Source organism: Peribacillus sp. P4_C12 (genome assembly GCF_056402095.1).
In genome coordinates, this window is the sequence record NZ_JBFUIB010000097.1 from 1 (window position 1) to 11,506 (window position 11,506).

The following is an 11,506-nucleotide window of genomic DNA, read 5'->3' on the forward strand; positions in this document are numbered from 1 at the left end:
CTTTTGTGTTGGGAATGCTAAGCGAAAGAGGTAATTTAAACCCTTCAAATAAAATTAAAATTACGTGGGGGGTCATTCAGTCAATGGTTGCCGCCGTGTTACTAATGGCAGGTGGTTTGCAGGTGCTTCAAACTGCCTCAATCGCAGCTGCATTTCCCTTTGCGATTATTATGGTTATCATGTGTTGGTCTTTATTCAAGGCTTTAAAGGAAGAGGTCAAAGAAGACTCTACCTCGATCCCAAAAGAAAAAATTTCTTAAGCAGCAATTTGTTTAACAATTAAAGTAATGCGTTAGTTGAAATACGTCATTTTGAACAGTGCTAATTCCTATGACTTATTTACGAGTAGAGTAAGGATTCTTAAAAGGACTGTCACTCTTTGATTTATCCAATAAACAAACTAAAATAAAGAGTTAAATACGTAAAACAGAGCAACATTCGATAAAAGGTAGCTTACTATCAAGGTTCCTCATTTCTTATTGGGGTTTTCTCCATCTGGATCTCTAAATAGTTGACTGGGCATTTAGGCTGCAAAGTTGTAATAGGTTGCACTCTATTTGGCAATAGTATGATGGAAGTTTAAAGTAACCTATCTAATAGAAGAAACTCATCAAAAGAAGAAACTCATCAAAAGAAGGCCTTTGCTCAACTGGAGCAAAGGCCTTTTATAAATAGGGGGAATACTTTATCAGTATTGCCAGTTATACAAATTTATATACATTTAGTTTCAAATAATAATAGTGTTGATTTTACGATGAATAATTAACAAGTACACATTTTAATATGGCGTTAGATTTTAAATTGAGACATTCAAAACGTGAAACAACTATTCTGGGCTGTTCGCACGTTTCTTTCTAATTTCTGCATAAAATGTCACTTTAGGCGATAATTTGCACATATTATATGTGCTATTTTGCACGTATATTATTACACAAGCACCAATTCGAAATTAACAGTTGTACCTTTGAAATAAAGTTCAATCATCTATTGAAACATAAAAAAAACCGGATAAGGGACACTTTTTTATGTGTGTCCCTTATGCGGGGTATAGTTATACCCGTTTCTGAGGAATGACTTTGAATACATTTCATCCTTGATACTGTTCTAAACGAGATTGCTTTCAAGCTTCACGATCTAAAGAAGTCAGTAAACGGAAAGGGGAGAGTTGTTCAGGTTTCCTTTTCGCAAACAGCATGAAACAATATATAGAATTACATTATAAATAGAAGAAACTCGTCAAAAAGTAGCTTTACTCAACAGAAATAAACTCAAATTGTACGTAAGTCTTTGTACTAGCCCTCTGTGCACAGCCCCCTAACTGTCTATTAATATTGTAGAAAACAATATGAAACAGACAAGATTTAAAATAAATAACTATTTTTACCTATTAGGTATTGAAATTGTAAACGCTTTCATTTATACTAAAAGTGGGTTGGATGGCATGTGTGGCCGTCATAGTATTTGGCGTAGGTGGGGCCGATACAGGGAACAGGGCAATAAAAATGTCCTTTTTTAATCTGCGTTTTTCAATTTTTTCTAATGCGTGTTTATCCTTACATAGAATTTATAATATTTTTCCCTAATTAATAGGAAAAAACACATCTAAAAAATCCATCTACCTTTGAAAAGAGATAGATGGATTTTTTAGTATAAGGACATACTTTATAACATTGCTAGTTTGACAAATAGATGGTCATGTTCATCTAAAGAAAATTGGATGGAATGACTAGGAACTAGGGAATGACATTATCCACTCGATTCTGTCCCCAACCGGAGCACCCCAGCTAGTTGTAAGATTATTATTATTATTTATACTCAATTAAATCACCTCATGAAGTTTTTCTATTAACTATTTTTAAATAATGAATTTAATTAGCTGAATATTATGATTTTTTAAGAGTTATGTTTTGAGAGTTTTCTTGTCTTGTAATAATAGAGATTGTTCACACACTACGAGTCTTAATTTCGCATATTTAGTTGATACTAAAGTATCTTCAGTTGATTGGTAAACATTACTCGTCAAAAATCAATTTCTCTTGTAATAATTAATACGCTAAACTGAAAAGTCCATTAATCTGGGATAGGTAACGAATGTTACTAGATTCCTTCATTAATGATGCTGGAAAGCCTCTCAATTGGGTTTTATTTTCCCCAATTGTACCGATTGCGTCTTTACGACCAAGGCTGCCTAATGTTCCGGAAAAGACAGGACTAAACTCTTCCRTCACACCGCCTGTAACGTAAGCGAACAAATTATAGCCAACTGTTTCGCCCATTTGCCAAGCTAACTGCGCAGTTGGGGGATACGGACGACCCTCCGTTCCAAAAACAACGGCGCTGTCGCCGGAAAGAAACACGTTTTGATGAGATGTAGACTGAAGATATTCACTTACGAGCGCACGTCCGCGATTCACTTCTATTCCCGAATTAGCAACCACAGAATTACCTTGAACGCCGCCTGTCCAGACCATCGTCTTCGTTTCAATCGTTCTTCCATTTTTCAGCTCTACAGTGGACTGTTCCATCTTTGTAACCGGTGTCCCGGTTACAAACTCTACACCACGTGCCGCTAGACTAGTTTGAGCACGTTCCACTAATTCAGCTGGGAACCCTGGTAAAATAGTCGGTGCGGCCTCGACACAAAGCAAGGAAATCTCTTGAGAGTTTACGCCGTATTTTCGGCATAATTGTGGCATTAAATCAGCGAACTCACCAATCAATTCAATCCCAGTAAGTCCGCCACCTCCTACCACAATCGTTGCATATTCCTTACTATAGGTTTTGCTATATGTGCGAATACAGGATTCGACATGATCACGTAAACGATTGGCATCTTCTACTGACTTTAGAATAAAGCTATGCTCTTGTAGGCCCGGAATACCAAAGTAAGCTGTTTCACTCCCTAACGCAATCACTAGCAAGTCATATGTCAGTATTGTTCCATCTTTAAGAAAAACTTGATGATCGTCAGGGGATATCTCTTGAACACTACCAATCTTTAAATCAATGTTTTTACCACGTAGCATTTTTTCTAGCGGCAATGCTACTGCTTTTTCGGACAAATTCCCTGCAGCCAGACGGTGTAATTCCGTAATAATTTGGTGGGTTGGAAAGCGATTGACAAGTGTAATGGAGGCCTCATCCGTTCCTAAATGTTGTCGTGCTGTCAAGGCACTTAGTAAACCACCATAACCTCCGCCCAAAATTAAAATATTTACCCCCATAATCTTCCTCCGTTCATTGTTTTATCCTAAGAAATTTTTACTGTTTCTCCTGTTTTTCAGATGTTAAATCTAAGTAAGCCTGTACAAATCGAAACACTTTTTGTATTTGCGGATCTTTTAACATTCGCAATAAACCAAACACACCGATAGTGGTTCCCTGATTTGCCTGGGCCCAATCATTTGCTTCTATAGCTGTTGCTGCGCACTCCTTTATCTTTCCTTCCAGCGGTTTTACGAACTCCTGCATACCACCTACTAAATCATTAATGAGTACGCGATCTGTCATTATAGATTGCGCTACATCATATGAGTTGGTTAGATAGGGAACCATTTCTGCCAATTTCGGTAAATTCTCCACAAGGACAGTCAAAGACTCCTGTACTTCCGGTTTTAACAATTGATTAAGCACGTCTATTTGAGCTTGGCTTACTGCTGAGGATGAGAATTGATTCTCAATAGAATAAGCTTTCTGTGTAGATGGTTGTTGATTAATTGCTTGTGACATAGATAGAATCTCCTTTACCATTTTAGTAAGAGGTGGCAAAACGTCACCTTTATTAACAACATATTATCTAACAGCGTTTTGTTCTTCCTTTTTTCCATGTAAGTTGCTCAGTGGTAGTGGCGGACATTTATGCCGTGTTAAATAAGAAACGACGAGAATCGTAATCAAGCCTGCAAGCATGGCAGTGGTACGGAAAGGGAAATATACTGTCCCGTCCTCAATCAACGGGTACGGAATGACAGGAGGTAATCCTAGTAACGGTTCTCCTCCACCGACTCGTAATAGTAAGGCGACAATAAATCCCGAGAGTGCTCCGTACCAGTTCGCCCATTTGTAGTACAGCGCACAGGTAAGTTGAGGGAACAAGATACAGTAGACCAGGTCACTCGATAAGTACCATAACGCATAGACACTTTTAGCGTTTAAGGCGATCAGTGTTGCTCCAATACCAATCAAGATGATACTGCGTTTAATAATCTGTTGCAGTTGACGAGGGCTTGCTTTCGGTTTTACAAGCGGGCGATAAACATTCCAAGCTGCCATGCCTGATGCCGACAAGAGTGATGCGGCAACTGCTGACAAAACTGCTGCAGCCAATCCACCAAGGGCAATGGCACCAACAAGGCTAGGTGTCATATATTTAAATACATAGGTTAGGATCATTGAAGAGCTTTCCGGAGCTGTGGTCCCGAGTGAAGCCCAATCCGCATTAAAACCGGCAATTCCGATTAATGCTGGTGGAATCGCACAGAAGAAGCATAGAATTCCAGCCCAAATCGATAACCACATCGCCACATTTTCACTTTTTGCAGATAGAACGCGCTGGAAATAGATTTGCCAAGGAATTCCTCCGAACACCAATAAAAGTGTGTAATCCCACCAATACCAGAAAGAATTTCCCCAGTTAGGATCATTCCATCCTGTTAGAGGAGGAAAAAGACTCATCATTCCTTGCATGTTGTCGGCGTAATTATCAAAAGCCACTTGAAAGCCTCCAACATTGGAAAAGGCAAATGGTAAGACAATTATCAATCCGAAGAACATAATAGAAAGCTGTAGGACATCAGTGTGAGCGATCGCCCAAAGACCACCGACTACGGTATAGGCAATTGCTACGATCGCTGAAATAATAATGGAAACAGTGAAACTTAAACCGAGAATAACGCTGAATGTCGTCCCAAGAGCAGTTAACATCGCAGCGCTCCAAAACAATTCACCAAGAAGAGAAGGGAAGTAGAGAAGTCCAGTCATCTTATATCCGAAACGAGACTCAAGAGGATCCAGCATGGTCATAAATTCCATACGTCGCATTTTTCGTGCGAAAAAAATCCCTCCAATAATCAAGCTAAGCCCATATGCCCATGGCCCTTGTGTCCACACAATTCCAGAAGAATGAACCGTTTCAGCAGTTCCGGCAATGTAACCTCCGCCAACCCAGGTCGCAGTCATCGTAAACATTGATAACCATAGCGGCATCGACCTTCCAGCAACAAGCATATCATCTGTTTTCCCTCGCCTTTTCTCGACTGCTTTCGCCCCGATGTAATAGAATATGCAATATAAACCCAGCATAATCAGTAGACCAGGCCAATAAATACTTTTCTTGGCCATAAGAGAATAAAAGATCGTAAAGCTGGTAAAAACGATAAAACCAGCAATCGTTGTTTTTAAAGGAGTCCAAAATTGTCGCTTTTGACTTTCTGGAAGATCAATAGTTATCTGCTCCTGGTTTTGTCTGGCCTGATTTCCATTCAAATGCATCCCTTCTTTCTTAAAATAGGTAAAGTGCTTAATGATGCAAGCGCTTTCATATTGTTACTTTTCAGTAAGTCTTTGAAGGGATAGGAGATAATGTGAGACTTTGATAAATGTTTGCTCTATTAAAATAAGATGGTCTTGATAAGAACCATCTTATTAATGGGTGAACGTGTATACTGCCTTAGTTCGACCCTTTTTTCTAATTGCTTTTTAATAGTAACAACAAATATCACCAGACTGTTTTTCCTCCAAATTGTAATTATATTTTAAGATTGATAATTTGTTTTAAAGCTGGAATCTTCGAGTAATAAACAGTTCTACGAATCAAACTACTAAACTAATTTTTAAAAGGATAAAAAATAAAGTTTGCCTCTTTAAGATGTTGAAGGTTCTTTGTCTATAGGGGTAGGTTTTGCCTAATAGAGAGGTTTTTTGTTTAGTTGCTCTTTCAATTTCTTCTCAATGAACGTGAAGATTTTAGGTTCACATTCAAAGGAGAAATAGGATCCATTCTTCTGAAGATATTAAGTGGTTTGCGTTGTTAGTTTTTGTGATTCCAGTATCTTTTACCGATCAAGCATTACTGTGTTCTTTATTCCATTTTTACCATGATATCAAGATACTTTCCTGAAAGATGTCTTACTACTTCGTTGTTTTCCTCTATTTTGAAGTAGAGAACGTATTAATCACTATCAATTTCTTCAATCATTTTAACCAATTCCTTCGATCGAAATGCATGGACCAATTTTTTAAGCCACAAATAATATTGAGTTGAATCTTGAAGTTGTTGAAGATTTTTTCTTGCTTTTTGTTGTATAGCATCGGGAACATCGGGGTTGTCCAATAGAGAATTGAATTTTTCAGTTGCCTTTTCAATGGCTTGCATATTGACAGAGAGTTCCCGATCCCATTTTTTACAGAAAAATGAAAGAAACGATACAAAAAAGTCTTTCTCTGCTTTGTATAAATCTTTTCGTTCCCCTTTTCGCCAAACCTTTTGGACCATCTCTATATCCATAAGAGAATGGATTCCTGTACTCATGCTTGGTTTGCTCATTCCTAAACTACTGCTCATCTTATTTAATGTCATCGGTTCTTCACTAAAATAAAGAACTCCGTAAAGCCTTCCAATGGAATGTGTTACCCCATATAGGTCCATCGTTTCTGCTATAGCATCAATCACAATTGATTCCGCTTCTTCAAGTATTTCTATGTGATTCTTTTGTTCTTCCATATAGACACACGCCCTCTCCACCATATTATATCACCTCCTTTTTTTCTTCAAAATATTACATAAAACTAAATTTAATATAAACAGTGAAAGAATGAATGTCAATGTAAAATAATCTGAATATTCCATATTGACTGAAAATAATTTATGAATTATACTTTCGGTATATTAAAAACGTTAAATATTTTTTTAACGAATTCCAATATTTGGGGGTGTTGGTTTGGCAATGAAACGAATGTACATCAATGGTAAATGGGTTGAGGCTAAGAGTAGTGAAAAAAGGGAGATTATCAATCCTTTTAATCAAGAGGTTATTGAAACAGTTCCGCGAGGGAGCCGCGAAGATGCTAAAGAAGCAATTCAAGCGGCAAGAAGTGCTTTTGATGAAGGGGTATGGGGTAGCCTAACGGCGGCGGAAAGAGGTGATCTTCTTTTTCAAGTTGCTCAAAAAATAAAAGAGTATAAACAAGAGTTGGCAGAGTTGGAGTCACTGAATACAGGGAAGACGCTGACAGAAAGTCTTGCAGATATGGATGGGATTGCAGGTGTGTTTCAATATTATGCCGGGCTTGCTGATAAAGACGGCGGTCTGATGATCGAATCTCCTAATCCAAACTCGGTCAGTCGTGTTGTACGTGAGCCGGTTGGAGTTTGTGGATTGATTGCACCTTGGAATTACCCATTGCTTCAGGCTTCATGGAAACTAGCTCCAGCATTGGCTGCCGGGAATACAGTTGTATTAAAACCAGCCGAAATTACACCTCTTACATCGATTAAAATGTGCGAGATTTTTGAAGAAGTAGGCTTTCCAAAAGGTGTTGTGAATCTTGTATTGGGTCCGGGCTCAACAGTCGGTTCGGAGTTGGCTGAAAATCCTAACGTCGACCTTATTTCATTTACAGGTGGAGGAGAAGCAGGTCGACACATTATGAAAGCAGCCAGCGGTAACTTTAAAAAGATTTCAATGGAACTTGGAGGAAAAAACCCAAACATTGTTTTTGCTGATGCAGATTTTGATACTGCTGTTGACTATGCACTTAATGCTGTGTTCTTTCATGCTGGACAAGTGTGTTCTGCTGGCGCTCGCTTGTTAGTTGAAAAGAAAATTCATGACCGTTTTGTAGAAGCGATCGTAGAACGAACAAAGAAAATAAATATTGGAAGCGGTTTCAATGAGGGAACCGAAATGGGTCCTGTTATCTCAGCCGAGCATTTGGAATCGATAGAACAATATATTCAACTTGGAATCCAAGAAGGAGCTACACTTGCCGTAGGTGGAAAACGTCCGACTGCACCTGAATTACAAAAGGGATATTTTATTGAACCAACGATTTTTACAAACTGTGATACGAAAATGCGGATCGTGCAAGAAGAATCCTTTGGTCCTGTCATTACAGTTGAGACTTTTGAAACAGAAGAAGAAGCTGTTCGTCTAGCTAATGATAGTTTGTATGGATTAGCTGGCGCGGTTTGGACAAATGATATGAATTGTGCTGAACGGATTGTCAAAAAACTGCGTATGGGGACTGTTTGGATTAACGATTTTCATCCATACTTTCCACAAGCGCCATGGGGTGGCTATAAACAATCCGGTATTGGCCGCGAATTGAGCCATGTGGGCCTTGAAGAATATACAGAAATTAAACATATATATATGAATACAAATCCCGAACCTATGCACTGGTTTAAAGGAGAAAATGCAAAAGTCGAATTAGTGTAAATACAAGACTGATTATTCTACTTAATTTTTTAAAAATAGATGAAGGAGTGATTTAGATGTTTATGAGATTTGAGAGAATGGGAAGATTAAAAAGCTTTGAAGTTCCAACCGTATTAAAACACGGGATAGGTGCAGCCAAACATACAGGTGAAGAGGTCAAGAATCTTGGCGTCAGCAAAGTTTTGCTTGTTACTGATCCTGGTGTTAAAAAAGTAGGATTAATAGATCCAGTTGTTAAAAGTTTAAAAGAAGCACAAATAGAAGTTGTTATATTTGACCAAGTTGAACCTAACCCTTCGGTTCATGTTGTGGAAAAAGGAACATCTATTTATAAATCATTATCTTGTGATGGGCTTGTTGCTGTCGGTGGAGGGAGTTCCATGGATACAGCAAAAGCGATTGGTGTGGAGGTCGTTCATGGCGAGCCTGTATTAAATTATGAAGCAGCGGAAGGTAAAAAACCGTTGGAAAAACGCATCCCTCCATTAACAACAATTCCGACAACAGCCGGTACGGGAAGCGAGGTAACTCAGTGGGCCGTTATTACTGATCCTGTTCGTGAATTTAAATTTAATACGGGCGGTCCATTAATCGCCGCACACTTAACAATCATTGATCCTGAACTCCATGTCTCAATGCCAGCGCATATTACTGCAGGTACTGGAGTTGATGCCCTTTCACATGCAATCGAGTGTTATACATGCCACTATGCCCAACCAATAACTGATGCAGTCGCGTTGCTTGCAATCGAATACGTAGCCAAATATTTACGCCGTGCTGTTTCAAATGGCAAAGACATTGAAGCTCGTTATGGAATGGCACAAGCAGCCATGCTTGCAGGCTTATCATACGGCAGTGAGTCTGCTGGTGCTGCACATGCAATGGCACAAACTCTTGGAGGCATACATCCTGTTGCTCATGGACCTTGTGTTGCTGCCATGCTTGGACCAGTAATGGAGTATAACTGGATGGGAGAGCCAGAAAAATTTGCTCGTATTGCTCAGGCTATGGGTGTGAATATTCATGGTATGAGTTTGGAAGAAGCAGCAAAAGCCGCAGTTACAGCAGTATATCAACTTGTTGAAGACGTTGAAATTCCAACACTCGCGGAACAAGGTGTACCTGTTGAAGCGATTGAGCGCTTAGCCAAGGAAGCATTTAATGATCCGCAAACGGTTGGTAATCCACGAGATATTAATGTAAAAGGATATGAATGGATATACCGTCGTTGCTTTAACTTGGAAAAACCTACATTAGAAACTAAAACTACTAAAATTCCAGTAGAAATCGGTTAAATTTAAAAAGAGGAGTGCGGCGTATATTTGCCATATTCCTCTTTTTATAAACAAAGAAAATCTTTGATATTCTTTGTGGCGAGAGAGAATGGAAAATGAACCACCGAACGCCAATCCGTACAATTTTAAAGTTATTAAATAATTATTATTATCAAATGAAGCAAGGTGAACTTGATACTTTCCTGTGAAGGATTTATGAAACTACGCTTGAAACAGTTGGAAATTGGGAATTTAGAAAAATATTATAACAATTGAGGTGCTAAAATGAGCGAAAAAACTTTGACCCAAAACGAGTTAAAATTTTTAGATGAAAAGCCAGGTATTCAGTTAATTAAGGCAGGTACTTATATTTTAAATGAATTGAGTGAGTTGCGAGGAACACCAGACTTAAAGGGACAAATTATTGATGCACCTGTCACAGACAAAAAAGAAGTATTAACAATGGGTTTCTTTGCATTGCAACCTTCAGTAGATTATTCAGCAGAATTTAATTTTATCGAGATTAAAGTAGTTACAAAAGGGAAAATGGTTGTACGTGATGTCGAAGAGAATAAATATGTAGCAGAAGTTGGCGATGTTTTAATCTTTTCTCCTAAGACAACAGTTATTTTCGATGGTGAAAGTGATGGAGAAGCAGTTTATTTTAAGAATGTGGCAGCTAATCCTTCTTATTTATGAGAAGTGTAAGTACATCCTTATGCAGATCTTCAAAGTGAAGAAGTTTACCCGCCTCCTTGAATACATACACCTTGCAACTTCCTCAATAAGTGATTACAACAAACTGCCACCATCTTAAATTTCATCTTTTATACCAGCTAATTCATGAAATTGTTTACAGGTATTCAGGACTTAAAAAAAGCGTATATAATACGCTTTTTTTGCATTTTATAAACACAATAAAGTTGATTTCCTTCAAGTAATTGATTTACTGGAAATTTAGTGGGAGTTACAATGGAATTATAATCCAAAATAAATAGATAAGAATTAAAGCCAGTTATTCACTTTTAGGAGGAAAAAGCTTTGTTTACTTTTAAAAAAATCACCGTAGGATTCCTGGTTTTATGGAGTCTCGCTGCTTGTGACAACGAACAGGAAATGGTCATCAAACCTGAAAGGGTAGATGTACAAGAGGAAAATGAGGTGCAAAAGCCTACACCCCAAGACAATGTGCCATCTTACGAAGCACAAAGTATCATATATATGGAGGTTGGATGAACGATGAATCTTATATACTTATCAAAAGTGATGGTGACGGTGGTGAGGATAGATCCAAGTTTACACTGGAAATAATCCCGAAAAAGGGAAAAGGGAAAATCCTAAAGCATTTTCAGTTACCAGAATCAACTGGATCAAAACTAACCGGTATAATATCTGGCAAAGAATCGAACAAGACTTCTTTTCTAACCTTAGAATTAAATAAAGAAAAAACCGAAATGACTGTCACGTTACCAAATGAAAAGCCCGTTACATATAAAGAAGCAGAAATGGAGCCGCAAGAATTTAATCCCGATTATGAGTGGGAAGAATGAGAATGAAACCACAGTATAACGAAAAATAAAAAGACACCTCTGGAATGATATGATCCCCTTTTAGTAGACAGAAAAAAGAAAGCACACTAATCTGTCTATATATGGAGGCGATTTTTCTATGGGTAATATTAAAAGAACGTTTGATAAAGCGTTCAAAAAGCAGGCCGTTGATTTATACCTTAATGGAGATATGAGTTATCAATCGGTCGCTGATAAATTAGAAATTGATAAAAATCAAGTCCGC

11 protein-coding genes are annotated in these 11,506 nt (G+C 38.1%); 7 read left to right on the top strand and 4 right to left on the bottom strand.

Translation table 11 applies throughout. The features are described from left to right. On the top strand, positions 1-260 hold a 260-nt coding region (locus tag AC1DUW_RS13985), incomplete at its 5' end, for a BCCT family transporter (RefSeq protein WP_477642774.1). 1,785 nt (positions 261-2,045) lie between these two features. Here the strand turns inward: AC1DUW_RS13985 and AC1DUW_RS13990 are convergent. From AC1DUW_RS13990 to cudC, 4 genes are all read right to left on the bottom strand, one after another. Beyond that, positions 2,046-3,224: an NAD(P)/FAD-dependent oxidoreductase gene (locus tag AC1DUW_RS13990; RefSeq protein WP_477642775.1), complete on the bottom strand. Its 1,179-nt coding sequence runs from the start codon at positions 3,222-3,224 to the stop codon at positions 2,046-2,048. A 37-nt stretch (positions 3,225-3,261) separates the two neighbouring features. Further along, complete coding sequence (locus tag AC1DUW_RS13995) at positions 3,262-3,729, bottom strand: helical membrane plugin domain-containing protein (RefSeq protein WP_477642776.1); 468 nt, start codon at positions 3,727-3,729, stop codon at positions 3,262-3,264. A 63-nt stretch (positions 3,730-3,792) separates the two neighbouring features. Further along, a complete protein-coding gene (locus tag AC1DUW_RS14000; protein ID WP_477642777.1) occupies positions 3,793-5,490 on the bottom strand; it encodes a high affinity choline transporter 1 in 1,698 nt (565 codons plus the stop codon). Positions 5,491-6,169: 679 nt separating this feature from the next. Next, positions 6,170-6,745 carry a choline uptake/conversion transcriptional regulator CudC gene (gene cudC, locus AC1DUW_RS14005; RefSeq protein ID WP_379150623.1) on the bottom strand — a complete coding sequence of 192 codons (576 nt, stop codon included), beginning with the start codon at positions 6,743-6,745 and terminating at the stop codon, positions 6,170-6,172. Between the two features lie 199 nt (positions 6,746-6,944). Here cudC and betB point away from each other — a divergent pair, with 199 nt between their 5' ends. The 6 genes from betB to AC1DUW_RS14035 form a co-directional block, all read left to right on the top strand. Further along, a complete protein-coding gene (gene betB / locus AC1DUW_RS14010) occupies positions 6,945-8,438 on the top strand; it encodes a betaine-aldehyde dehydrogenase (protein ID WP_379150630.1) in 1,494 nt (497 codons plus the stop codon). Positions 8,439-8,494: 56 nt separating this feature from the next. Next, positions 8,495-9,733, top strand: coding sequence for an iron-containing alcohol dehydrogenase (locus tag AC1DUW_RS14015; RefSeq protein ID WP_340456148.1), 1,239 nt, complete (start codon positions 8,495-8,497; stop codon positions 9,731-9,733). A gap of 264 nt (positions 9,734-9,997) precedes the next feature. Continuing rightward, complete coding sequence (locus AC1DUW_RS14020) at positions 9,998-10,411, top strand: cupin domain-containing protein (protein ID WP_340456149.1); 414 nt, start codon at positions 9,998-10,000, stop codon at positions 10,409-10,411. 342 nt (positions 10,412-10,753) lie between these two features. Further along, a complete protein-coding gene (locus AC1DUW_RS14025) occupies positions 10,754-10,948 on the top strand; it encodes a hypothetical protein (protein WP_477642778.1) in 195 nt (64 codons plus the stop codon). Next, the gene (locus AC1DUW_RS14030; protein ID WP_477642779.1) at positions 10,945-11,262 is read left to right on the top strand and encodes a hypothetical protein; all 318 of its coding nucleotides are present in this window, start codon (positions 10,945-10,947) and stop codon (positions 11,260-11,262) included. The genes AC1DUW_RS14025 and AC1DUW_RS14030 overlap by 4 nt, the downstream gene beginning before the upstream one ends. A gap of 118 nt (positions 11,263-11,380) precedes the next feature. Then, on the top strand, positions 11,381-11,506 hold a 126-nt coding region (locus tag AC1DUW_RS14035; RefSeq protein WP_477642780.1), incomplete at its 3' end, for a transposase.

Coding starts and splice junctions, on each gene's coding strand:
- AC1DUW_RS13995 (WP_477642776.1), bottom strand. CDS start 3,729: ATGTCACAAGCAATTAATCAACAACCATCTACACAGAAAGCTTATTCT.
- AC1DUW_RS14015 (WP_340456148.1), top strand. CDS start 8,495: ATGTTTATGAGATTTGAGAGAATGGGAAGATTAAAAAGCTTTGAAGTT.
- AC1DUW_RS14000 (WP_477642777.1), bottom strand. CDS start 5,490: ATGCATTTGAATGGAAATCAGGCCAGACAAAACCAGGAGCAGATAACT.
- AC1DUW_RS14020 (WP_340456149.1), top strand. CDS start 9,998: ATGAGCGAAAAAACTTTGACCCAAAACGAGTTAAAATTTTTAGATGAA.
- AC1DUW_RS14030 (WP_477642779.1), top strand. CDS start 10,945: ATGAACGATGAATCTTATATACTTATCAAAAGTGATGGTGACGGTGGT.
- betB (WP_379150630.1), top strand. CDS start 6,945: ATGAAACGAATGTACATCAATGGTAAATGGGTTGAGGCTAAGAGTAGT.
- cudC (WP_379150623.1), bottom strand. CDS start 6,745: ATGGTGGAGAGGGCGTGTGTCTATATGGAAGAACAAAAGAATCACATA.